The sequence below is a fragment of the Rouxiella badensis genome (assembly GCF_002093665.1).
GTDB lineage: Bacteria > Pseudomonadota > Gammaproteobacteria > Enterobacterales > Enterobacteriaceae > Rouxiella > Rouxiella badensis.
In genome coordinates this window covers 23,807-47,894 of the sequence record NZ_MRWE01000038.1, presented here as the reverse complement: position 1 = coordinate 47,894, position 24,088 = coordinate 23,807, and the positions used below count along the sequence as shown (strand labels likewise).

Annotated in this window: 27 protein-coding genes; 2 read left to right on the top strand and 25 right to left on the bottom strand. The window is 51.8% G+C overall.

All coding sequences use genetic code 11. From position 1 onward, the window contains the following. Positions 1–467: 467 nt before the first annotated feature. The gene (locus BS640_RS18855) at positions 468–1,655 is read left to right on the top strand and encodes an AAA family ATPase (RefSeq protein ID WP_139802840.1); all 1,188 of its coding nucleotides are present in this window, start codon (positions 468–470) and stop codon (positions 1,653–1,655) included. Next, a complete protein-coding gene (locus BS640_RS18850; protein ID WP_241528260.1) occupies positions 1,655–2,686 on the top strand; it encodes a ParB/RepB/Spo0J family plasmid partition protein in 1,032 nt (343 codons plus the stop codon). Before BS640_RS18855 ends, BS640_RS18850 begins: the two co-directional genes overlap by 1 nt. 123 nt (positions 2,687–2,809) lie before the next feature. Here BS640_RS18850 and BS640_RS18845 read toward each other — a convergent pair whose 3' ends face one another. The 25 genes from BS640_RS18845 to gpW all read right to left on the bottom strand — a co-directional run bounded on the left by BS640_RS18845 (position 2,810) and on the right by gpW (position 24,087). Then, the gene (locus BS640_RS18845) at positions 2,810–3,310 is read right to left on the bottom strand and encodes a tail fiber assembly protein (protein ID WP_241528259.1); all 501 of its coding nucleotides are present in this window, start codon (positions 3,308–3,310) and stop codon (positions 2,810–2,812) included. Further along, positions 3,310–4,563, bottom strand: coding sequence for a hypothetical protein (locus BS640_RS22290; RefSeq protein ID WP_241528258.1), 1,254 nt, complete (start codon positions 4,561–4,563; stop codon positions 3,310–3,312). Before BS640_RS22290 ends, BS640_RS18845 begins: the two co-directional genes overlap by 1 nt. A gap of 37 nt (positions 4,564–4,600) precedes the next feature. Next, entirely contained in the window at positions 4,601–4,942 is a 342-nt protein-coding gene (locus BS640_RS22000; protein WP_139802839.1) for a hypothetical protein, read from the bottom strand. 12 nt (positions 4,943–4,954) lie between these two features. Further along, positions 4,955–5,608 carry a hypothetical protein gene (locus BS640_RS21995; protein WP_139802838.1) on the bottom strand — a complete coding sequence of 218 codons (654 nt, stop codon included), beginning with the start codon at positions 5,606–5,608 and terminating at the stop codon, positions 4,955–4,957. Between the two features lie 3 nt (positions 5,609–5,611). Next, positions 5,612–7,552 carry a hypothetical protein gene (locus BS640_RS18835; RefSeq protein ID WP_084913127.1) on the bottom strand — a complete coding sequence of 647 codons (1,941 nt, stop codon included), beginning with the start codon at positions 7,550–7,552 and terminating at the stop codon, positions 5,612–5,614. A gap of 39 nt (positions 7,553–7,591) precedes the next feature. Further along, positions 7,592–8,269, bottom strand: a complete 678-nt coding sequence (locus tag BS640_RS18830; RefSeq protein WP_084913126.1) for a YmfQ family protein — start codon at positions 8,267–8,269, stop codon at positions 7,592–7,594. Then, entirely contained in the window at positions 8,266–9,414 is a 1,149-nt protein-coding gene (locus BS640_RS18825; RefSeq protein WP_084913125.1) for a baseplate J/gp47 family protein, read from the bottom strand. The genes BS640_RS18830 and BS640_RS18825 overlap by 4 nt, the downstream gene beginning before the upstream one ends. 6 nt (positions 9,415–9,420) lie before the next feature. Next, positions 9,421–9,852 carry a phage GP46 family protein gene (locus tag BS640_RS18820; protein WP_084913124.1) on the bottom strand — a complete coding sequence of 144 codons (432 nt, stop codon included), beginning with the start codon at positions 9,850–9,852 and terminating at the stop codon, positions 9,421–9,423. Beyond that, positions 9,849–10,433: a phage baseplate assembly protein V gene (locus BS640_RS18815; RefSeq protein WP_084913123.1), complete on the bottom strand. Its 585-nt coding sequence runs from the start codon at positions 10,431–10,433 to the stop codon at positions 9,849–9,851. The genes BS640_RS18820 and BS640_RS18815 overlap by 4 nt, the downstream gene beginning before the upstream one ends. Continuing rightward, positions 10,426–11,499: a phage baseplate assembly protein gene (locus BS640_RS18810; protein ID WP_084913122.1), complete on the bottom strand. Its 1,074-nt coding sequence runs from the start codon at positions 11,497–11,499 to the stop codon at positions 10,426–10,428. Before BS640_RS18810 ends, BS640_RS18815 begins: the two co-directional genes overlap by 8 nt. Continuing rightward, the gene (locus BS640_RS18805; protein WP_084913121.1) at positions 11,496–12,902 is read right to left on the bottom strand and encodes a DNA circularization protein; all 1,407 of its coding nucleotides are present in this window, start codon (positions 12,900–12,902) and stop codon (positions 11,496–11,498) included. The genes BS640_RS18810 and BS640_RS18805 overlap by 4 nt, the downstream gene beginning before the upstream one ends. Positions 12,903–12,959: 57 nt before the next feature. Next, complete coding sequence (locus BS640_RS18800) at positions 12,960–14,849, bottom strand: hypothetical protein (RefSeq protein ID WP_084913120.1); 1,890 nt, start codon at positions 14,847–14,849, stop codon at positions 12,960–12,962. A 111-nt stretch (positions 14,850–14,960) separates the two neighbouring features. After that, positions 14,961–15,509: a phage tail assembly protein gene (locus BS640_RS18795; protein WP_084913119.1), complete on the bottom strand. Its 549-nt coding sequence runs from the start codon at positions 15,507–15,509 to the stop codon at positions 14,961–14,963. 2 nt (positions 15,510–15,511) lie between these two features. Continuing rightward, positions 15,512–15,880 (bottom strand): phage tail tube protein, encoded by a 369-nt coding sequence (locus BS640_RS18790; protein WP_084913118.1) that lies wholly within the window; start codon positions 15,878–15,880, stop codon positions 15,512–15,514. Positions 15,881–15,893: 13 nt separating this feature from the next. Then, on the bottom strand, positions 15,894–17,384 hold the full coding sequence (locus tag BS640_RS18785; RefSeq protein WP_084913117.1) for a phage tail sheath subtilisin-like domain-containing protein: 1,491 nt from the start codon (positions 17,382–17,384) through the stop codon (positions 15,894–15,896). Beyond that, positions 17,384–17,608, bottom strand: coding sequence for a DUF2635 domain-containing protein (locus tag BS640_RS18780; RefSeq protein WP_084913116.1), 225 nt, complete (start codon positions 17,606–17,608; stop codon positions 17,384–17,386). The genes BS640_RS18785 and BS640_RS18780 overlap by 1 nt, the downstream gene beginning before the upstream one ends. A gap of 15 nt (positions 17,609–17,623) precedes the next feature. After that, positions 17,624–18,172, bottom strand: a complete 549-nt coding sequence (locus BS640_RS18775) for an ATP-binding protein (protein ID WP_084913115.1) — start codon at positions 18,170–18,172, stop codon at positions 17,624–17,626. Beyond that, positions 18,169–18,501 (bottom strand): head-tail joining protein, encoded by a 333-nt coding sequence (locus BS640_RS18770; protein WP_084913114.1) that lies wholly within the window; start codon positions 18,499–18,501, stop codon positions 18,169–18,171. The genes BS640_RS18775 and BS640_RS18770 overlap by 4 nt, the downstream gene beginning before the upstream one ends. Positions 18,502–18,503: 2 nt before the next feature. Next, entirely contained in the window at positions 18,504–18,869 is a 366-nt protein-coding gene (locus BS640_RS18765; protein WP_084913113.1) for a hypothetical protein, read from the bottom strand. A gap of 3 nt (positions 18,870–18,872) precedes the next feature. After that, a complete protein-coding gene (locus tag BS640_RS18760; RefSeq protein ID WP_084913112.1) occupies positions 18,873–19,931 on the bottom strand; it encodes a major capsid protein in 1,059 nt (352 codons plus the stop codon). 102 nt (positions 19,932–20,033) lie between these two features. Continuing rightward, complete coding sequence (locus BS640_RS18755; protein WP_084913111.1) at positions 20,034–20,714, bottom strand: head decoration protein; 681 nt, start codon at positions 20,712–20,714, stop codon at positions 20,034–20,036. Then, a complete protein-coding gene (locus BS640_RS22100; protein ID WP_084913110.1) occupies positions 20,714–21,337 on the bottom strand; it encodes a hypothetical protein in 624 nt (207 codons plus the stop codon). Before BS640_RS22100 ends, BS640_RS18755 begins: the two co-directional genes overlap by 1 nt. 1 nt (position 21,338) lies before the next feature. Further along, on the bottom strand, positions 21,339–22,193 hold the full coding sequence (locus tag BS640_RS18745) for a S49 family peptidase (RefSeq protein WP_084913109.1): 855 nt from the start codon (positions 22,191–22,193) through the stop codon (positions 21,339–21,341). Then, positions 22,190–23,830 (bottom strand): phage portal protein, encoded by a 1,641-nt coding sequence (locus BS640_RS18740; protein WP_084913108.1) that lies wholly within the window; start codon positions 23,828–23,830, stop codon positions 22,190–22,192. The genes BS640_RS18745 and BS640_RS18740 overlap by 4 nt, the downstream gene beginning before the upstream one ends. Then, complete coding sequence (gene gpW, locus BS640_RS18735) at positions 23,830–24,087, bottom strand: gpW family head-tail joining protein (protein ID WP_084913107.1); 258 nt, start codon at positions 24,085–24,087, stop codon at positions 23,830–23,832. Before gpW ends, BS640_RS18740 begins: the two co-directional genes overlap by 1 nt. Between the last annotated feature and the right edge of the window lies 1 nt (position 24,088).

Below are 24,088 nucleotides of genomic sequence, written 5' to 3'. Positions count from 1 at the left end.
TCGGAATGATTTCGACACCAAATAACCCATTTAACACGTGTTAAATGGGTTATTTGGTGTCGAAATCATTCCGAATTGTTGTTACGATAAACGGTTCCTAAGTATTGTGTCGATATTGAGGTATGCATAGATTTGGGCTAAAAATATCAAGCTATGTTGTTCTGAATTTTTGTTTCAAAGTTGCGAGGTGAGTGAAGGATGGAGGGTAACTATGTTGTGGTTGTTCTTTTTACTCTTGTTTTACTTAGTCTGTTACCTGTCAGGAATAATAATAAAGACATTAAAATCATAATGTTAGAATTGTTACCTTCAAGCTCCATGTTTCTTAAGGAGCTTCTGGCCTTCTTTTTTCTGTATTGTGCTTTATGTGTCCGAAATCAATATTCTTTGTTGTTGTTTCAAAAAGTGCTTGCTTTGCGTGTTTCTGACTGTTTTAATGAAAACACGCAAAACGACAGGAGAAACAAATGAACCTTTTAGAACGCTTAGATGTATGTTTATCACGCGGCGCAGCAATGACCAAGCTTATTGCTGAGGATATGTTCGGGGATGACTCTCCAGATTCAAGGGCCATTACTCGCCGCTGGGGTATTCAGGAGGCGGCGTTAATGGTAGGCGTAAGCCAGCCGACTATTCGCAACGCTGAAGACGACGGACGCCTACCGCCTCCAGATATGGTTAAAAAGGGCCGAATTGAGCAACGTGATGGCTATACCATTCAACAAATCAACACAATGCGGGAAGTCTTTGGAACGTTGCCATATCGTCCCGAGGGTGAGGACCCGGTGGTCGTTGGTATAGCGCAGCATAAAGGCGGGGCTTTCAAAACTGCCACGGCGGTACATCTAGCCCAAAAGTTAGCGTTAGATGGGCTTCGGGTTCTGTTATGCGATGCTAATGACCCACAGGCTACAGCGTCGCTTTATCATGGCTACGTCCCTGACTTGCATATTCATGCCGATGATACGTTACTGCCCTTCTATCTAGGTCAGCGTACTGATGCAATGTATGCGATTAAACCAACCTGCTGGCCGAACCTCGACATTATCCCATCGTGCCTGGCAATTCACCGCATAGAAAGCGAAGTCATGCCATTACACGATAAAAATATGCTGGGAGGGATCGCGCCACAAATGCTTTTACGCTCAGCAATTGAATCTGTTTGGGACGGCTATGACGTGGTTATTATTGATAGCGCGCCCAGCCTTGGTATAGGGGCCGCAAACGTCGTCTGCGCTTCAGATGTTCTCGTTATTCCAACACCTGCGGAGCTGTACGATTACGCCTCGGCAAACCAGTTCTTTGCTATGTTGCGCGACCTGATGGCCGCATTAATGGCCGACGGTGGAGATGTGTTTGAGCCTGACGTGCGAGTTCTGATTACAAAATATAGCCTTGCGTCAGGCTCTCAATCTGAAATGATGGCTGAAAATATGCGTAAGGCGTTTGGTGATATGGTCCTCGATGAAGTCGTCCGTGTGACAGATGAAGTCGGTAAGGGACAGCTAAAAATGCGCACAGTATTTGAGCAGGCGGCAAATCAACGCTCAAGTAGCAGAGCATGGAACAATGCGATCAAAATTTGGGAGCCTGTTTGCTCTGAGATATTTAACAAACTGATTAAACCACGCTGGAATAATAAGGGGGCCGAATAATGAAACGTGGAGGCGTGCGCAACGCACCTAATATTTCCCAGGAAAGGCTGAACGCAGCGGCATCTGGCGCAGTTCAACCATCATCGGCACCTATTGTTAATACCCTTCGGGAGCGAGTTGGGGCGATAGTTGGCAATGTGATAACCCTGCCCATATGCGGAAAAAATGTAAAGTTTACGCTAAAAACCATACCCGGCGAACGCGTTGAGAAAGCAACCATGGTTTGGGCTGGCAATGAACGCCTGCAGGAGCTTCTGACAGAGACCTCGCTCGATGACCTGATCCCCTCTTTCTTGAGTTCGGGCCAGCAAAATCCGGCCTTTGGCCGTGAAATATCCGGTGTCGTCGAAGTTGCAGACGGTAGTCGGAGACGTAAGGCAGCCATCATCACCGGCAGTGATTACCGGGTTCTTGTTGGCGATCTAGATGACGAGCAAATGTCCCAGTTTTCTCTGCTGGGGAATGAGTACAGGCCAACCAGCGCTTATGAGCGTGGGAAGCGCTATACGCGTCTTCTCGAGACAAAGTATGACAATAACGTCAGCCAACTTGCCGACGCTGAAAACATTGACAGAAAAGTGATTATGCGATGTGTGAATACTGCTGAACTACCTATCGAAGTTATCAGCCTTTTTACGAACCCGACTGAGCTATCCGCCCGAGCAGGCGAGGAATTGCACAAAGTTCATGAATCACACAAAGCAGAAATGATGTCGTTGGTTGAAGAATTTGCAGCCTATAAAAAAGCAGGCGAGAAGTTAGACACAGCATTGATAATTAAGACGCTCAAAAACGCAGGGAAAGAACCGGAAAATGAGCGAAAGAAAGAGGTGACCGTTCGTAATTTTGGTCCGGGTATCACCGCACGCTATAAGGGTGACGATGTAGACCTCTCATTCCGTGGCGTTGCACCTGACCTGATAAAACGGGTTGAATCGATTCTGGAAGCGATGGGGAAAGAAGGCGGGATATCTAGTGACGTCAACCAGCTATTAGGGACGCTAGAACAAAAGTTAACAGGAAAAAAATAAGTAGGTGCCCTTGCAGGACGCACCCCGCAAGGGCTATCGACGATTCAATTGACAGGAGAAACGACGATGCGCGTAATTTACCACTCCTGTCGCAATCTTACAAAGCCGCAAATGCGGCTTTTTTTATGCGGTCTCGGTCGTGGTGGTCGTGGTCGTATCTGTTGATGTAGCTGTGTCGGAAGATGCTTCAGTAGTGGTTGTGGTCAGTGTAGTAGGCTCTTCTGGCCATGTGATACTTGTAGCTGTCGTATCAATAGCCTGTACTTCCTGCGCGTACTTCATCCACGCCGTTAAGGTCGTCTTGTCAGCATCAGTGATAATGCCCAGTGCCAGCTGAGTCTGCCACAGTTGCGTGGTGTTATTGATTGACTGCAATAAAGCCGCTTTCTTCGCAGTAGCGACCGCTTCGGCATTTGTTTTGGTTGCAACATAGGCTGCAACGGTTCCATAAGTCCCCGCGACACACGCATTGAAAATATCTACGCCATAATCCGTAGTATCAGTCGCGGTGGCCGTGAACTGTAGGTAATCATCAAAGCCATCAAATTTCACCTCACAATCAATGATCGTGCTGTCTGAATTCTTATAGCTCGGGTTTTTTACATCGGTGTAAGTCATTGACATTATGCAATTCTCTGGAAAAGGGTAACGTGCCCGAAACTGGTATTTGAATTTGCGGCAAAGTAACCGAGACAACGCCATGTACCTGTCAGCACTGCGGAGGAATAGATAGAGGCTACATCGTCTGAGGCGTTCCATGCTGCATGAACGGACGCAGCATAGAGGCTTGAACCCGCGACCGTATCACCGAAGGACAATGCCACGTTCTGGTTCGTACCCGCGAAGGCATAACTGCCTACCTCTCCAGCGGCGAACAGCGGGAGGTTAGTCGAGCTATAGGCAGCGGCGGTCGCTGTCTTCATTGCCGCGAGATAATCAGAGATATAGCCGCCCCAAGCAGTGCCATAGATGTTTCCATCATTTTGATAGCAGGCTTCACCGGAATAGATATTGCCCGGTGCTTTGAACACACCAGTGTAGAAAAATTCGAAATAGGAATTCGCAGTAGGGTCTTGTACATGCACCCCAAAACGTGATCCGCCATCACCGTTATACCAATACAAATCTGCGTATTGTGTAGTATTTGCCGCCAGACGATAACCGGTTAAGTTATAGGTTGTGCTGCTCGGCTGGGTCAGGCCGGTAGCAATAAATCCCACCGTGCCATTAGAGCTGGAAAATTGCGCTGAACTACTGACGTTCCCGGAGAGGTTTCCACCTGTCAGGGCTAAAGCTCCGACAGTAGCTGGCGACGGGATATTATTCGGGCTGTAAACGCGCTGGCCGTTCTCATACAGGTCAAACACGCTGTTCGTCTGTTGCGTTTCCCCAATGACTTCTAGCCCAGCTGTACGGCGGTCTGAGACTGTGCCGGGGGGGCTTACAGAAAACGTAATGTTAGTCGAACCGTCATCGGCGATCGCCGAGCTGGCTGATGCCATTACAGCCGAGCCGAAGCCAAAATTGAAAGCTGCTGAGGAATCAGCATCTGATGACTCGTTAATCGCTTCTAAAACGCCGCCCAGCGCGCCGGGGGCCGATTTTATGGCGGCCAGTAGGTTCTGGACTGTTAACTGCCCGGTGAGGTCCCCACCTTCGCGTGTGATAAATAACGCCTGTAGCGCTGCAAGCAGCTGCGCGTCGTTACTTGAATCTAACGTAATGTTTGCAGCGGTTGCTACCGCGACCAGCTCGCGCTGAATCATGTTAAACCAACCTGCGACAAGATTCGTCGGGGATACGCCACTGGCTACGCTGCCATTGGTGAATTCATTATTGGCGTCAGCAGTGGTGGTATATGAACTAATTTTTTCCATGGGGATCCCAAGTATGGCGTTTAGAGGGGAATAGGTATTACGCGGAAGTTGTGGCGGTGGAGTCAGTCGATGTGCTTGAACTATTGGACGTCGTGGTGGCCGTAGTCGTTGAATCCACAACAGCAGTGAAGCCACTAAAAATCCCAGTGGTCAGCGCGTAATTTTCCAAGGCGGTATCATTATCAACAGTACTTGAGGCGTTTGTCTGGAGCGGGATATTAGCTATAGGTAGGGAGCCGTTAAGTTTTGCATAGGCTTCATTCGAATAAACCGCCATCCACCCAGAAACATTACTGCCATTACGCTGGGTATTGTGTGCCGTTGCATACGCTTCGGGAAATAAAGAACCTCTGAAATTCCAGGAGCCTTTAATACTCATATAATTATCCTATTAAGATGTAGACGTCGTTGTAGTTGTAGTTGTGTCAGTGGTCGATGTCGCATCCGTCGTGGTGGTTGCCACTGTGACGTTATCAATATTGGTTGTTGCCGTGACATCGGTCAGAGTTTTATGCGTTGCCGTGACTGAAATATTTCCGGTATACGTTGAGCTAATTTGAATGCCGTATGAGGAATATGTAGGATTTGACAATGAAACAATTGTTCCCGCGTCAGTTGGCGATATTGTGTAATCGTAATCAAGTGCTGGGGCGTTGGCAAAATTAAACAAAGAATACATGTCATATGTACTTCCCGCAGTGGCACTTTCGACATCACCAGCCGAGGTGACGGTGATTTCGCTACTAATTATCCCTGCGGCTGTCAGCAGGGAAATAAGATTATTTAGTTTGTCTGCAATGTTTTTAGTCTGTGTTCTATCAGCAGCTTCGCTGATATCAGTGGCAGCAGTATCTGTATAAGTTGTGGGTAAATTAGCAGTTGACGGCACTATACCCGGTATTTCTAACAGTCCTTTAACGCTTGCTAAATTTGCTTGCGTTAATATTGTTTGTCCGTATGGGGTGATGGAAATAGCACCGCCACCTCTCAGGTTAATAGTTTTATTGCTAGTAATAGTATCTGTACTATTGCTTGAGTAATTCATATATTAGAACCTCACAATGTTAAATTTCATGGTAATTGATGGCTGAGATTCCTGTCGGGCATAGAAGCCAACACCGGTTGCTGTTACTCCATCATCGGCATACTCTGTTTGAGCGGTAAGTTCCCACGAAGCATCGATGTTCTCATTAAATATCGAGCATGAGTCATTCCCTTTCATATGCACATCAAAGGAACCAAAACAGCCACTGAAATCACTGGTCATCGTTACGCGGAAAACAGTACCTTCATTCAGATATTTATCTGTAGTTTGGTCGCTTAAACCAAATACTCGCGTCGCAGTCCCATTGCCGATAGCTAATTGGACAATTGTCGCGCCGCCTTCAATTCCTCTATACCCCATATAGAGTTTAGAGGCGATATTAACATAATCACCATTTACGTTAAGGAATGGGATATCACTATAGGCTTTATTTACAAATGATGCCCAGCCATACTGACCATTTCCTGTGTTATAAATCGAGACATCTTGCATATTTGTCGTCATACCAGAGAAAGAGTTAGCGTAAACAAAGTTACTTGTATACGTCTTCCCTCCAATATAACCAGACATATATGCCATGTTGGCATTCATACGCCCGAACGGGGCCATCTCATAATCGTGCAAAATATCAAAATAGTTGGTTCCACCTGTTGCAGTATCGTCTGTGGCTGTATTCACCGTATCAAACGTGATTGCCACACCATCAACTGTGGTACAGCTTATCGTTGAACCAGCTGTCCAAACAAATTTACCGCCAGTATCAGTATATGCGAGACTACTATCCCAAGATGACACAACGACATAAAACCAACCCTGGCTTGTATAATGGAACATAAAATCAAGTTCCGTGGTGCCATCGGTCAATTTAAGGCCCTGCTGCCCCCAGATATTACTAAGACCAGTGGTATCTGTAAGACGAATAACAGCTAAATTCTTGCCATTATAGTCCATATTCCCTTTTACTTGGAGATATTGACCATATGTGTGACAAAAAACACCACCGTGACTATTAGCAGCATTGAATTTAATATCAATATTGCAACCTTCATTTATCTGAGCGGTTCCGGTTGCACCATTGGTAAGATAAACGCCTAATCTATTTTCCGTCCAGAACCCACCAAGAATATCTATTGTGCCATTAGGCGAGGTGTTATTGCTAAAGTTAGTGACAATGTTGCAGTACATTGCCATACCTATCCACAATCTCGATGATGACATCCCATCACGGAGACCAGTTATTGCATCAGCGCGGCAGTTAACATTACCATCAACCCTATTTATCCAAATATCTATTCCGTTAATATTTCCGCTGTCGACGCCTGTCTGAATCATTGCTGTTCCGCCAAAAAGCGAACTACTTACCGGCCAAGTGTCAGATGCAAAAAGTTCATTTATGTATAATTTAAATCCAGTGAGAGGGAATCCGACAAGCTTAATAGGATTTGAAATGGTATATTTACCGTTCGCCCTTAACTCTCCAATATTATTAACATTTGCATATGCTATCGCGGCATTAAATGCAGGTGAGTAATCTGTTTCATCGGTAACATATGAGGCAAAGTCCTCAACCATGATGATATTGTTGAGCTTATTCCCTACGGTGTCAGTGGTGTAGGGTTGAGCCAAAGCATAACCGCTCAGACCGGCACCGGCTGGAAGAGAAAGGTTATTAACGAGAGTGGCTGAGGATTCAGCCGAGGTTTTAGCATCAGCCGCCGAGGCAGCAGCTGAAGTTATTGCACTCTGAGCATCGGCTGTTAATGAATCTAGTTTTGCGCTTACTTGGCTTGTTACTTGTTCCTGCAATACAGGAATGGCTTCACCAGTCCTTTTATCTACCGTACCAGATTCATTATTTATGAAATTATCTAATACAAGAATGTTATCATTTAAATCTAAAACGGAGTTAGACGGAACCGAATTACCGGTGTTAAACATGCTCATTCGCATACCTATTATTTAATTCTGTGGAGAATGTGGGGGCTACTTCAGGAGGGACATAGAGGTGTCTAAATACTTGCAGAATTCGCTGGTCAATTCATAGACTGTCTGATCATCAAAGCCGAAGTCTATGTATGCATATTTAACGATTACATGTGACGGTGCAATGCTGTTTATTCTACACTCTAATATTTTATTACCCCATGAACGCAACGGGTCTCCAGCGTAATTAACGCCTGCCTGTGCTGTCGTAATTGTTGTGTCTGGGGCAGTGACCAGCATTACAAACGGCCAGTCGTCGCCGTTAATTGCTGCACCGCACGCAGAAAGCCCGGCACGGGCTGGACGATACTGTGTGATTGCAATGCTATAACCCAGCGCGGCGGCTTGTGCGACAAAATAATCAATCGACTGGCCGCCGACCGTTGTTAACTTTGTCGTGACGGCATTCTGGCGTAGGGCAATGCTATCGGTCTCACCAATCGCGCAGGCATCAGGCAATCCAAGGGTTGACTCCCATTCAGCCAACATTGTTGTTGCAGTACTCGGAAAGGCCCCAGCGAGCAGGCTAAGCGCGTCGCTGTCGCTTTGCTGAAACTCATTTGCCCACGCTGTGAGAACAGCGGTTTGCACAGAATCACTGTCGCGGGGCCAGACTTGCCCCGTCGGCATCAGCGATTGCAATCCCCCCGTGTATTCTTCAACGGTAAATTGGCTCATGAATAAGTAATGGTTCCCAACACAGGCAGGCAACCAGTCTCCATAATGATGTTGGTTGTCGGAGTGATCATGATGAACCCAGACGTCCCAGAAATGCCTGCAATGGCCTCCAGAATGTCAGATAAGTCAATCGTGCCACCCGGTGCGCCGTTATTGTAGAATACCGTGTTAATGGCTGTTGAAATGCTGGTTTTCAGTGTGTCGGTCGCACTGGATAAGCCAGAAATGGTGAAATCTACGCTGGTTTGAATAGGAGAACAGACATATAACATGGCGGTGCTCGGTTGCTGTGAGTACAACGCATCAGCAACACGAAGCTGATCGCCCGTGGCGAATCCTGTTGCATACTGCTTCTCATAACTTGAAAAGCCATCAGTACCTTTTGGGAATCCACTCGCGTTCGTGTCGTCTTCCGTATCGAGCATGATGTAAAGTCCGACCGTTCCAGCGCCCATTAAACGACGTGCGACCCAGGCACGCGTAACCCCTGAAACAGCAAGGGCCCATTCTTCATAATCGCTATCACTGCCGCCCTGCGGTTTATTCTGAAAGGCTGACAGCATGCGGGATCGAAATACTTCCTCGTCCTCGATGTCAGCGCCGCCCGTGATGGCCGTCGTCGTCGTTATCGTCGAATTGATGCCCGATAGAGCCACATCAAACGTTAGCTGAATGCCTGCATCAGCATTGCCATTTTCACCGCCACCGGTGGAGTCTGTTGCAGTATCTGGCAGAACGGCAGTAATCGAACCACTCCCGTTCCCGGTACTGTCCAACGTGATGGCGGTATCTACAGTATATTGATACCCGTCACCACGGTTTAACACTGCGCCTGCAGTAACAACGCTACCTGCCGTTCCGCTGAAAGGGATACTAGAACCCGTTGCGGCGGTTGCCGCTTTTCGAAATGTGCGGACCAGCGCGGCCCATGCTGCTAAAAAGTCATCGGTCGCGGTAAAGGGGTTTGATTGCTTGGCTATCCAATCAAGATAGCCATAGTGCATATAACTCATCCCGGCATTGACGTCAGCGAGGATTGCCATATTAGAGAAACGGAGCAGCGCACCAATATTCTCTAATGCCGACTTGATATAGCTTTTATTTCTTTTACGCAGTTCGCTAAGCGGTGGCCTGCTATAAGGCATAGCGGGTTACTCCCAGACCCAGTAATATTGGACCGTTTCAGTAGTTAAATTGGGTTTTTGATAGGTGATCGTCATGTAGAGGCGGCTGGGGTAAATAATTTGCGGTGTCACTGTGATACTAGCGACCACATTGTCATCGAGAAGCCACTGTAGGGCCTCTTTGGCATACGTTACGGCCTGCTGGGCCACATTTACCGATAACTTTTGACGCCGGAGAAGCCAGAGCCGGGAACCTATCTCATAATCTGAATCTGTATCACCCCACCATCCCTTGCGGTCGGTTCCATCATAGTTATCATCATCACGCGCCTTACGGTCACTAAACAGGCTGATATAAATAGCCGTTTGAAGGTCTAATCCAGAAAGTAGATCACCACTTCCAATGACCCAGTCCCCTACACCTTGGTCGGGATCCCATACGGTTGTAATGTCTGTCATTCAACTATTACCCCCGGTACTTCGCTCTCGATGGTGCTGTTTCCGCTTTGCACGTTTTTCAGAAAATGCGCGTGCTCGTTATAAACATCTCGAAACTGCTTGAGCGTAGTGCTGTTGCTGCCGCTGTTATCGATGATGTCACCACTACACTCAAATCTCGGCGTGTTAGCCACAATCTTTTCGGTTGCGTTAATCGTGACAATGGTTGCGTTAGAGACTGTCACAGGCTGGTTGTTTGCCTCGACTTCAATCCCGGCTTCGGTCAACTTCACATAACCGCCCCATTGATCATAGATAACCGTCTCCCCGGCATTAAGCCCAGTGTGTCGGTATTTCTTATTGTTGGTTGCGATAACAACCGCACTAGAACGGTCGCCACCGAGATAAGCCACAACAACATCGCTACCCACAGGCAAGCCAGAAGAAAAGCCAAAATCAGCCATTCTGGGCGTATTGCTGCGGATTTCGAGCGGGGTTTGATACTGCAAGTTTTGAGTTAACCCGCCATCGTCTATTGCAGTTACTTTCCCAATGCCGATTAGCATTTTTATTTGCCGATAGAGGCGTGAGAGATCAACCATAGTTAGCCTCTCGGATATTTGTGTAAAACTGATAGGGTTCGACGCTAAATGCAGCAGGCGGCATAAGGACCATTTCCGCCACTGTTCCCTGATCGTCCTTTATGTACGTCACCTCGCCGAGAAGCCATAGCTCATCCTCGAGACCGAAAACAGGGAGCGAAATAGGGATCAGCGTGTTAGGGGTCCATAACGTCCCGGCACTGTCGCGCCAGCTATCCACAGTGATCTGCAATGTCTTTGAGCGGCCATAACGGCGGTTCATTTCCCAATCGATACACTGCTGGGCCTGCTGATTAGCGGTCATGGTGCTTTCAACAATGATTGTTCGGTTCCGATAGCGCATTTGTGTAGCTTCTGGATCACTGGCAGTCGCCAACGCCACCGAGCTGTAAGCCTCATTCCCGCTTTCCTCATTCAATGGGCTAACGGACATCGATACGCCGGTGTAAATAGAAAACCGTTCATCCATCGTCGCGCCGTAAGCAGCTGCTTGAATATTCTGGCCTTGCTTCACTCCGCTGGCGGCCTGAGTAGTGCCAACGCGCGTCAGGAAAAGGCTACCGTCTGGCAAATCGTAATAGAGCAATGCGGCCCAGCGCGTTACACGTTCAATAACTTCTTGGGAGGACTCCCCCCAGTTGAGCGTAAATTGTGGGACCACGGTCCCAACATCAACGTCACTGGATACCGTAATGCCATAGGGGCTGGCTAAGCGTTGAGCTAGCTGCAGCGGGGTTACTTGGCTAACAACGTTATTGGGCCAAGTTGCTGAACAGTCGACAAGGTCTTGGCATTTGCTGCGACCGATGGCGCGGACGGCGTGCCGCTGGCTTGAAATCATCGGTGCCCATCGGTCGATATAGCCAGTAATAACCGTATCTGCTCCTATTTTAACAACACAGGGATTTCCTTCTTTTACAAGCTGCTTGTCATCGCTTCCTGGGAAATAGTCCATGAGTGAAAGCTCAAAATCGCTGGGTAACTTCTCAATGCTGCGAGTGACCCGGACAGAATCCCACCCGGACAAAATTTTACCGTTGCATATCAGTGTGAGGTCATCACTCATGAGGTCAACGCCTTAAAACTGGTAGGCATGAATGCCGGGTGAATGGGATCCGCCATTTTCACCAGTGCCTCGGCCCGTGAGGCGTCTTGATACAGGCGGTTAGCTAGCGTAAGGGCAGGAAGAGGTTTAGCAAACGAAACGGTCTGAACATGCGCTAGACTGGCTCCCAATGTTTCAAGCGTGGTAATCACGTTCGATTGCAGTTCTTGCAGTTGGAGATAAACATCGTCATAACCTGCATCCGCCACGGCAACGATGGCGGCATCAAGAACGTCAGTAATACGCCGGGTTAAGTTGGCAGCTTCATCATAGTTTGCAGGAGTGTAGAGGGAGACGGCATAAGCCATAGCTGCGGTGGTCAACGTATTAACAAAGATTTGGTTTGCCGAGGCAACCGCACTATCGCTGCTGTCTGGCCGGTAGGTTGAATCACTAAAATCTGACAACGTTTCTAATGCGTTAATCAAATCTGCACCGCCTGCCACGCTGCCGACCATTTCAGTTACGACGGCCTGAACATTGGCCGCATAATCTTCAATATTCGTGCTGGCCAGCAGCGTGCTAATTGCAGCACTCATCGCCGCCGAGTTCTCTATAGATTCTGCAATTTTGGTGGCGACCAGCCCGGCATAATCGTCTGTATCTGCCGTATTGTCTGCGGTGCTCGATGTGCCGGTGGCATTGCCCCCAATACTGCCGGTGTTGTACCGCCCATATCGTGTGGAACCGAATGTGCTTTTTAGTACATTGCTTAAATTTGTGGCTTCGTTGAACGTGTCGGTCACCATGCCGGTCCAAAATGTCAGGGTGCTTTTTAGCGTCTTGATTGCCTGTGTCACACTGCGCATATCCCCCTTAACTTCAGCAATGGCTCTTGCTGCAGCTGTGGTTACGGTCGATAGCCAAGAGGTTTGTACTGTCGATGCGGCATCGGTCGCGCTGGTAATTGCGAAGACTTTTAGACCAGATTCAATGGCCGTGAGCGTAAAACGAAACATGCGGGCTTCGTCTTTGCTCTCGGAAATTTTCAGACCGCCGGGCGGAATACTTACGGTAAGTTCGCCAAGAGTCGGATGAATCAGCGTACCGGCCCCAGACGACTCTGCCGCAGCAACTAAGGAATTTCGCTGGGTCATCACGTCTGAAGCGGTATAAAGCAGGCTACTTTGTAGGATGTAGCCAGTTAGCGTAATACGCCGGGTTGCGCGGCCCATGTCCTCTACCCATACAGAATCACGGTACGGGTATTCATGTACAGCCTGCCTGCGGCCAAACTCGCCATCTCCACCTTCTACGGCAAAGGGCACACCACGAAAAGAAGCTTTGTGAAGGTTATCTTGCCAGCTGAATGTATCGCCTGACCCGCCAGTAATTGCCGAAATGGCCGAGCTAACAATCGTCATGTTCAGGGTCCATAAACAGAAAAACCGGCACGAGGCCGGTTCGTAATAGAATGGGATTTAGGGAAACTGCATCGCAGCCGAGACTTTACTGCCCCCAGTGCCGGTGAACGTCTGCTTTTCTCCGGTTTTCTGGTTGATTACTGTCAGTTCTATCTTCATCCCCGTTTCTTTCAGCACAGAGGATAACGTTTGTTTAAAATCAACCATCTGACCCGGAGCCTGTCCACTGGCCGCAGCAGGTGTCAGCAGTGACGCGTCATTGCTGTTACGGGTCAAAATATTTTCAATATTAGACGAGCTATAAGGGCTGTTCCCTTCTTGATGGAAAACAGCAGCGAGGAAACGTGAACGGGTTTGCACATTGCTGAAATCGAGCGGCTGGGTAGGGTCTACGCCGAGTTCTTTACTGGCGTTCTTAATCATCAGTGCCGTGTTATTGCCATCCTTTTCAGGGGATGCAGTACTAACGATTTCAGCTACCGTTCTCAGGGGGTGATCCACGTTGGCCGACTTCCCGGAGGTGTAAAGCTGCAACTGCCTGTCGGCGGCTAAAACACCTTCTTCTGGCGTCTGGAAATGTGCAAAATTTTTCGCCGCTGGCACCGCGCCGGATTGACCGGCATAACGGATATTCCACGGGTTATTATTTCTAACGGACGAGGCATTCGGGTCTACGGGTTGTGCGCCAATTGGGGGCAATAATGTCGGATGCTCTGCCAGTTGCATATCTAACAAAAGCTGATTTGACCGGTCATTCAACCTTGTAAAATACTCCGGGTTTTTTGCCATTTCCTTATCAAGCTGCCAGCCGTCGGTTAATGATTCTCCGTAATAAGCATTGTATTTTTTGCGTAAATCGTCGTTCATCCTGCCGATGCCGACGTTTGCCCTTTCCTGCGGCGTAGCCTCAGCTAAAAACTTCTTGTCGCCTTTCATCCTTCGTAATGCAACGGCTTCGTAAGGTCCATCATTTTCACCAAGCATATGACCCCAGCCAGCAGCATCATTATGCGTTGCACCATCGGTAAATCCTGATACCGTATCCCGTAATGACCCGTCGGAAAGTAACCCCTTAGCTGCCTTTTGTACGGTGCGTTGCTTTAAACCGTCCCAAGCCGCGCTGGCTTCAGTTAACTGGCGATTAAACGATGCAAGGTCAGCTGTCGTCTTAGGGTCAACGGTTAATCCTATTGCATCAGATTCTGCAAGAAGCCCTTTTAAATGAGCGCCTTCGCGAAGCAATTGCAGCGTGTCTGCATTCAGGTTTAGCGCATCAGTAACCGTTTTTTGCGTTTGTGGGGAGAGGCGTGGGAGAACATCAGCGAGGGATTCTACTGTTTTAAGCACGTTGGCCGTGCCATCGGCGTTTTTATAAATCACCGCATGGATCTGATTCATTACCGCTAATACGGCATTATTTCGGCCCTGCAATCCATCGTTGAAGGTTCCATATAGACCCTCAATACTGTTTTTTGCTGTCTCGCTGTCGGTCCCAAGCAGGCGCATTGCTCCCGCCATCTGACTAAAATCTTTAACCGTCATCCCAGCATTTTCAGCAGCAACACTTAGCGCATAAGCATTGTCGGCTGCATCGATAAGTGTATGACCGAATGAGGAAATGCCCTTCCCTGCAACATAAGCAGCACCCCCAGTAATTCCGAGCTTACCAATTACGCCGCCGACCTTACCCCCTAACCCGATAAAGTTCCTCAAAGGCGGAACCATATCCCCAAGATATTGAACGTTCGATTTCGCCAGTCTACCAAGCTCATAAAACGATTTTTCAATGTCAGATAAATTGGACTGGTTATTCTTTCCACCAAGCTTTAACTTTTCCGCCACCTCGTCGAGTTCGGGGTTTAATTCCGCTAAACGACCCGTAATATCATCAAGCTTTTTAGAAACCCCATCATCAGCACGAAGCTCAAAATCAAACCTGTTAGCCATTGCCGCCCTCTTTCATGATTTTTTTAATCCTGAACCCTTGTTCGGTCCAGAACTGCAACTCACCCCAAGTTAAGGCAGCAGCTTCTTTCGGTCCCCAGCGGTAGAAATACGTCAGCTCGGCGATTCGGTCCCGCCATCTTTCGATTTGGGGAAATATGTCAAAAAACCCATCAGATACGCCGAACCCTCCCGATACTTGCTAATCGGCATTTTGGTGATAGCGATGCGGTTAACACCTGAAATCAGCGACATCAACAACCCCATAGCATCCTGATCGCTTGTCTTTTTCGCCTCAGCGTTAAACTGTGAAAACTCGCTGAACACAGGCTCTCGGAGAGCAACTTCGTTCCATCCTTCGACGCCGTTTAAGCTGGTGATCACGTTATCCAGCTGAATGATGTAGCTATCATCCTGCTCGACCGTCGGCCAGTAATTCAGATATTCCAGCAAAAAAGCATGCCCCTCTCGGAAGACCTTAATCGGGAGCTGTGCAATTTCTTTTCGGGACTGGCCGGAAATCTTCGCCATTAAGCTAGCCATGGCTTCATGCTGGTCAGTTTTATCTTTTTCCTTATAGAAATCGGAAACCTCAAAATATTTCGGCTCACGTAAAGGAATGGCCCCACCGGGGCCAAAATTTAGATCAAAAATTCCTGACATTTTTAACTCTCCGTTACCGATCCGCCTTCAAACGTCACGTCGAAGACAGCGTCTTCACTGTCAACCTCCTGTACATCAGTGGTCCACATACCCGAGCCAATGATGGTTTTCCCGTTCGCCAGCTCGGCAGTGACGGTAACGTTGGTCATGCTGTTGAAGTCAGCAACGGTCGTACCGCCGCTGTCACGAACTTGCGCCGAAATCATGCATGGATTCGGCTTTTCTTTAAAACCGTGTACGCCATCCATACCGGTTAGAGTTTCACGTTTTACGGTGCCGGGGCGGTATTTAAACTGCCCGACAATCATGATGGTTACACCGTCTACGGAAACGCTAGCCGTCCCCGCAATACGGTTAGAAGTATCACCCATTTTTTAGTCCTTACTACGAGGAGGCTTGCTGGCGGAATTGGTTGAGTAATGCAAAGATGCGGAGTTGATTAACAAGCGTTCCTGGGAACAGGACATCAACCCGATTCGGGTTAGAGCTGTTTTGCTCAACAATCAGTGCGGAGGCGAAGCTTGTGGCATCTTGGCAATAGCCATTCTTAACCAGTGTGGTGTATTGCGCGATGACTTCAGCGCGGATGGTGTTTGGCGTCACGATAGCAGCCCCTGCTGCAAACTTGGTCCCTGTAGCAACCAGCTTCATACGTCCAAACTTGCTGGTGACAGCACTGCGTAGATAGCGGGTGATATACATCAACAGAAACATCGTCTCGATTTCTAGGTATGAATCGTCAGCGTCCCCATAACTGTTTGTCTGATACGTCGTGATGATGTTCTCGAGCGTAACAGTGCCATCATCAGCTACGGCCACAGTGGCTATTCCGCTGTAAAGGAGGTTATTGCGTTCTGTCATGGTAAAGCGTGAGGCCAATGGCGGCGCGAGGACCCCGGATACGGTCAGGGTTTGCAGCGGGCGACCGGGGTCGCTTCGTAGGCTTACCGCTGCTGCGCCATAACAGGCCGCCGACCATACCCATGGGGCAGTCGGTGAATCATAGATTCCGATAAGCGTTTCATGCTGGTTATTTCGCAGCAACCCGGCGGCTGTTAACTCTCCATAGCTCCCGGAAAGAACGCCTAGTGAATGCCCGTAAAGCTGCTCAGAATAGGACCAGCGGCCCGTCTTATCTGACAGAAAAGTCGCCATAGACGTAAGCGAGGTCGTATCCGTGTATGGGTTAACAATAAAGTCGAATAACTTATCGCCAAGGTTTGCCAGTGCATCGTCCAGCGCTGGGGTCGCACTACCGCCGCTCATTGCGGTGATCGTACACGCAAAACTGGTCGGTGAGGATTCTTCACCGGCGGTGCCGAGGTAATTAAGTCGCATATCAATATCGTTACCGTGGGCACCTTTATTTTTTGCAGTAACGGTAATGACTGCGGCAGACGCGGCAGCGGTGACCGGTAACGAGGTGGTCGCATTAATCGCAGCGGCCAGTGCGGTCGCGATGGTGGTCAGCGTGTCTGTGGTTGCGATAGCAATCTGTACGCGGGTACCAGCGACATAGAGCGACAACGTACCGGCGGCAGTGGCGACGCTGGTAATCGTGATTTTGCCAGTTGCTGCTATAGCGGCCGAATCATCAGCAAGCGGTAAGATATAAATCTTCGCAGCAGTGTCGTTCGCCATGTATGCGGTCATCATTTGATGGACCATCGAACCATAACCACACAAACCGCCGACCGTAGAGGCTGAAGAAGCTAAGAATGGCACACCGGGGGTTTGTAATGCGGTACTCAATTGCTGACCGATGATGAGCGTTAACTGCGTCGCGGTGGCTGAGTTTGCCATCGAGTTATCCATATCCGCATAGAACAGCGGAACGCGGAGCTTACTCGGAATGTTTGGAAAGCTAATCGTCATTAAGAGGTTGCTCCGGGGATGGTCGTGGTATCAGCGGTCGCTGTGCTGGCAGTACTGGCCGTGGTGATGCTGCTGGCCGTGGTATCGGTCACTTCCACAACGTCGTAGTCGCGCAGACGGCGACGCCAGAACGCGTTAAGCTCGACTTCTGCGCCGTCTGCGGGCAAAAGCTGGCCTTTGACGGGATCACGCACGGCGCGCCCGTCAGCGGGTTTCAATTTCATGGATTGAGTTCTCGGTTATTGCGGGAGGGTAATATCTGCGCCGGTCTCGATTGTTCCTGCGGGTTCGACGTTACGTAGTGCTACGGTTTCAAGCGCGGTACCCACAATCGGGTAGAAATCTTCTGGACCTTGGTAATACTCGATATCGAGTTCATAGAGCAGCTGGCCGATATGGCTATCCCCGCTGGAATCAACGTCGATGGTTGAGCGCACTTCCTTGTATTGCTGCGTCTGGCGGGTCAGCTCGTAGCTGTTGATTACCGCCCGGCCCACCTGTTCGCGTAGTTCCTCTGCGGCGGCTTCGGCAAGCATGGCGCCTGCGTTACTGGTTTCAGTGTCGAACGCTTCCACGCGACCGGTGATCCGTACCGTGGTCACGCTGGTAAACTGCGGGGCATTGCGGCCCATTGAATGCTTATGGTCGAACGGCGTCTGGACCAGCAGCACGGGATAATCCGGGCTGGTTGTGGGCCAGTCGCGTGGGGAATACACGCGGTCGGCGGCATCCGTTGCCGCCACGGTCAGCGCATCCACCACAAGCGAGCGGATAGTGGCTGGATTCATGAGGTCTTCACGCGGTTAAGAATGAGTTTCGTGCCGCCGTGGCTGTCGGGCTGCACGTCTTTCACGACAAACAGCTGCGCCACGCGGGGGATATACAGGCGGTCGCCCTGCAGCGGAGGTTTCACGAAATCCGAGTCGCGAACGCCCAGCACCGGGTGCGTGGTGTTGATCGTCGGGTCGTCGTCGTCCAGCGGTTCGACTTCCTGCGTATACGCCCGGTCAAAAATTCCGGAAATATCGAAGGCCGCCGAACTGGCAGGCCGGTAGTTAACCGGCTCGCCGAACGTCTCCTGCAGCGGGGCCAGTAAGTGCTGGTCCCAGTCAATCATCGTCAGCCCCGCCCGATGCTTACGCCGTCCTGCACGCTAACCGAGACGCCTTCCTGCGCCAGCGCATCCGCTAACGCCTGTTCGGCCGTCACCACGATCCCGCGCTTAACGAGGCGCGGAACTTCGGCGGCCGGAACGCGCACTTTTGCGTGCGGGCGGTAGGTTTTGCCGTTATGGCGCAGGGTGTTTCGGGGCAGGACAACAACGGGAACGGGGCCGTCGTCTTCGGATTCGCTCAGATTGGGGACAGAATCGATCACAGCGGCGCTTTCTGCCGCTTCGCCTATGGTTGCCGGGGTTTTGGCTTCGGACGCCTCAGCAGCGCTTACAGCGGCCTTTTCAGCCGCTGCGGTTTTACGGGCCGTCATCCGTTACACCACGGTCGCGCAAAGCGAGGCGTTAACCCGGCTCGGGATAACGATCGGCGCTGACTGCATCAGCAGAATCTGCTGCGCCGGGTCTTGCTCCAGCCACGTTTTCGGCGCATAGGCCAGCGCACCGTAGTTGAACGCCGGGTCCATAATCATGCCGAACGCACGGGTGCCCATCAGCGCGCCGCCGGTCATAATCACGCAACCGTCCGGCAGCATTGGCTCCTCTTCGTCGGTGTCCGGGTCCACGTACCAGTCGTTGTATAACCAGAGGTCATACTGGCCCCAGCGGCCTTTGTAGATAGCGCCGTTTTCAATCTGCGGGCCGGGGTTAATCACGTTCCCGTTCGGGTTCATCGCCGGGAAGATGATCGCGCCTTCCAGCGAGGTATCGAGACGGAATGCCTTCCAGCTGGAATTGGTGAAGATAATGTCCGTCACCTTCGCACCGGATTTCTTCAGAATCAGCGTCTGCCATTCGTCAATGTCATCGGTCGGCTGGGTGTTGGTCGCACCGGCGGCAACGCTGGTAGGCCATTTATCCGAACCGGTGTTCGTGATGGTCAGTTCCGGGTCGCGCCCGAAATCAATCACGGTGGTCGGGAAGCCGTCGCCCTTAATGGTGACGGTGCCGCTGGTCAGCGCCGAGCAGCCCATCCATTCCATGCGGCGGTTCAGAATGTCGATCTGATCTGCCATTTCGAACTGAATGTTCAGCATGGCGCGCTCTGCACCGGTGAAGCTGCCACCGATGCGCTCGCCAATCTGGCGACGGATAGGCTTACGTAAGTCAGGGGCGCGTTTGTCTTTGATATAAGCCGGTTTAAAGGTGTTGGTCTGAATGCGGCGCGACTCGACCAGCTTGCCCTGTACCAGTGGCGACACGAACGGGGCCATTCGACGTTTACCAACGTCAACGTCAATCGCCACTTCTTCAGACTGGCTTTCCACGATGTTCGGGAAGAAGCGGTCCAGCATCCAGTTTTGTGAGGTTTTGAGGTTCGGTACGACGCCAGCAAGCGTGGCAGTGGTGAAAATATCAATGTTTACGTCGGACATAGGGTCTCGCTAAACCCGGCGAACCGGGCAAAATTTGGACGTGCGAATCCCTGCCCGGTTAAGGGCATAAATTCGCATCGGGGAATTACAGGAGGGTGCCGGTTAAACCGGCGTGGCGCTCAGGCTGTCGCGCAGGAAGATGCCCTTGCCGCGCAGCTCCGCTTTGAGGTCGTCAACGGTCCAGCTGTCGTCGTAGGTGATGCGGTTAACGTTTACCGCCGCTTGGAAGTAACCGCCCGCGACTACCGCACCCGCCGAGGCGTCAGCGTCATCGACCAGTACCGCGCTCGGATACTGGCTGCCGTCGGTTGCCGTGCGCACACTCAGCACGTAAGTGCCCGCAGCAGCGGTAACGGTGATCGTGAATACGTCACCGGCGACGAACGCGGTCGCGCCTGCGGTCAGGGTCAGCACCAGCTGGTTGCCGCTGTACGCGGTACCGGCGGTTACGGTGGCGACTTCGTTGCCGTTCGGGTCTTTCAGCGTGAACTCGGTCGCGCTGGTTGCGGTCAGCGAGTACGCGCCAACCTCAGCTGCAGAAGCGAGGGAAACGACGAGCGTGCCGTTGCCGGTGTTGCCGCTGGCGGCGACTGCAGCGACCGATTTCAGCGACTGGCGACCGAGGATTGCGCCGCGTTTCAGCGTCTGGCCAGACGCGATGGTGATGTCATCCGTAACCGGCAGCGGGCTGTTGCTGGCGATAAGCTGATCGGGAATGAAGGCGTCGGAACGTGCGCCCGGCCCCCACTGGTTCTGGCCTAATGAGTTAACGGTGGTGGACATTATTTAGCTCCCTGCGATTGGTCATAAAGCTTGGTCATTTTGGCGACCAGCGCATTCGGGCTGCTGGCTTCGGGTTGTTTGGCGTCCTGGCCTAAACGGTGCTTTTGTTCGCCCCGCATACGCTCATCGAGCGACATACGCCCGCCCTGCGGTGCGCCGAACGCGGCGGCCTGCTCCAGCTGCGCAATGGCAGCGCTGGCGCTCAGGTTGGTGGTAAACGCCAGAGATGCAGCCATATCCGGGCGAATGCCTGCGGCTTTACTGGTGAAAATGCGCATACAGCGTTTGCGCTCGATAGCACGGCCACGCGCTTTGGCGTCGGCTTCGTCTTCGTCATCATCAGCACGCTTGCCCTTCGCCTTGCGGCCCTGTGGCTTTTCGTCGTCTTCCTCCGCATCCGCGTCATCGTCGTCGCCGTCTTCGGCGCGTTCGCTGTCATCGTCATCTTCGGCGCGCTTGCCTTTGGCTTTTCGGCCCTGCGGCTTGTCGTCATCGTCGTCTTCCGCGTTTTCTTCGCGGTCGTCGTCTTCGGCACGGCCCTGCGGCTTTTCGTCGTCGTCTTCAGCCTTTGAGCCTTTCGGCTTAATGCCCAGCAGGTGTGCAAATTTTTGCGGGAATGACATATCAGTCTCCAGTCAGTGCAATAAGGTCGCGGAACGCGGCGTCCGGCGAGGCGATAGCGTCAGCCAGCCCCAGCTCGACGCCATCAGCAGCGAGAAACGTCGCGGCCTGCGTGTTGCGAATGGTTTTGAATGAAAGCCCGCGATTGCGGGAAACGGTGTTAACGAACAACTCGCCCATGGCATCCACGTCGTGCTGGATGGCATCGCGGGCCTGTTCGCTCAGCTTGCGGTAGGGGTTGGACTCCGCTTTGCGGTCGCCGAAATTGATGATCGTGACAGCTAATCCGTCATCCTTGACCTTCTGTGTCCAGTCGCAGTGCATAACGATCACGCCGATAGAGCCAACGCCGCCGGTGCGCGGGACCACAATGCGGTCTGCAGCGCTGGCAATGGCGTAGGCGGCTGAATAAGCGCTTTCGGTCAGCACCGACCAGATTGGCTTCGTGCCGCGTGCCCGGTAAATTTCGTCCACAAGGTCGAAGCAACCGGCAACTTCACCGCCGGGTGAATCAATATCCAGCATAATACCTTTCACCGCGTCATCCGTGAGCGCTGTCAGGAATGCCCGGCGGATACCATCGTAACCGGTCATGCCGCTGTAGGGGCGAAGGCTGCCCAGCTTTTGCACCAGCGTGCCGTGAACCGGCACAATGGCGACCCCGCCGACAACGTCGTAACCGGCGTCGCGGCTCTTGCGGCTGAAAGATTCCTTTTCATCGTCTCCGAGCCAGTCCGAGGCAGTGATCCGCGTGATGCCGAAACGCTCAGACAGTGCCGCCATCGCCACTTCAGCTTTCGCTGGGTGAAGCGCCAGCGGGGTGTTAAACATGCGCTGGGCTAAGAGCGGCAGGTTCATTTTTCCTCCGGGTCTTTAACAGTTTTGGTGGCGTCTTCGTCCTGCGCCGCCCATTCGGGAAGCGGCAGGCCAAGTCGGCGCATCTGTTTGATTTCCAGCGCGCGCTGCTCCAGCAGCACTTCGTGGTCTTCGCCCACGTTTTCGGTGGTTTCCATTTCCATTGTCGTCAGGCTGGCGTCCAGCGCCAGAATCGCGCCTTTTTTCTCTGCCACCGGGTCAACCCAGCCGCGTCCCGGACCGATCCATTTCGCATGGCTGTAGGCCGATCGCGCTTCCAGAAAATCGGGCGCACCGGCAGGCAGCGGAACGCCGCCGAGGGAATGAATTTCCTCAACAAAGCAGGTGGCGATGGGCTGGCAGGTGCCGATGGCAAATTCATGGCGGCGACGGGTGAGCGTCTTCCACGCTTCCAGCATGGCGGCGCGGGCTGATGAATAGTTGACGTTCGACCAGTCCTGCGTGATTTGCTGCGTGGAAAGGCCGGTCTGCGCGGCGATGTTGCGTAAAAACGCGTCCTGGAACACCGAGAAGTTGCTGTACGGTCGCGCGGCGTTGATGGTGTTCACCGTTTCACCGGGGAACAGAATCGACATACCCGCGCCGCCGTTCAGCGAAATGCGGCGGTCTTTGTGAAAGTCGATGCGGTCTTCCTGATACGCACCGAGGCTGTCACCTTCGCCCAGCGCTTCCTCGACCATTGCCGGGTCGTAGGGCGACTGGATAAACGCACCGAACATGGCGTTCAGGATGGCGCTTTCCAGCTCCGTCTGGTCGTACTTAATCAGCATTTTCAGACGCTGCACGACGGGCGCAAAAATGCTGATGCCGCGATGCTGGCCAGCACGGTCGTGATCGAAATCGTGGATCACAATCGGGCGGCCCCACGACGTTTCGCGCGGAATGCGCTGCCACGTCATGGTTTTTTCAGCGGTGTACCAGTCGCCGACGTGGGCTTCGCGGATGTGGTACGCGCACGGCGCGCCGTAAGCGTTAATTTCTACGCCGCCGCGCACGTTGGGCATGTCGTAAACCTGCTGGGGATTGCTCAGCCGGTCCGGGTCGATAACCTGCATGGCGGTGGCAAACGACGCCATGCCGTAACCGAGGCGCTCCATTTCGTAGTGCATCAGTATCAGGCTGTCGCCGTCGACCAGCTTGTGCCGCATGGCAAGGCGAAGCATCTGCGAGACCGTCTGCTTGCGTTCCATGTCGCACCAGCGGCCTTCGTCTTCTGCCCACGTTCGCCACTGCGCGTTCATGTAGCGGGAATACTCTTCGGCCCACTCCGCGTTGAACTGGTCGTTGCCGGTCATCTGCGCGAGCACGCGATAGTCCGGCTTGAAAATCGGCCTGAATACCGCACCGACGGCGTTGTCCAGAATGCGCGTTACCGTGCCGCTGGCCCAGCCATCGTTGCGCACCATATCGCGCACGCGCGACACAATGCGGTCGCGGTAGATGTTGATTTCGTTATCAGGCGACCAGAGATTTGGCAGCCAGTCGGCACCGTAATCGCTGAATGTGTCTGCGGCGTCATACGGAACGTGCCCGGTTCCACTCAGCGCGCCGTATTTAGGCCGGGATGGCGGCAACGGTTGCCCGTTAGCGCCAAGGATTCGGACGTCGTTCGTTTGCATCAGTAACGGAACCTCACGCGGCGACGGCGACCGCCAATGCCGAGCGCGCGCTGGATTTGCATAATCAGCGCGGAAACGTCAGCAATGCTGGTCGGCTGGTAAGATACCGAGCGGGTACCATCGCCCTGCGTATAGCTGAATGAGACGCCTTTTTTGCCCATCTGCAGTTCAATTAGCGCGGCTTGCGCCTGCGTTAACATCGCCTGCAGTTGAACACGGCTCATCCCGGCTAGGATGCCGCTGTTGGGTGTTTGCATG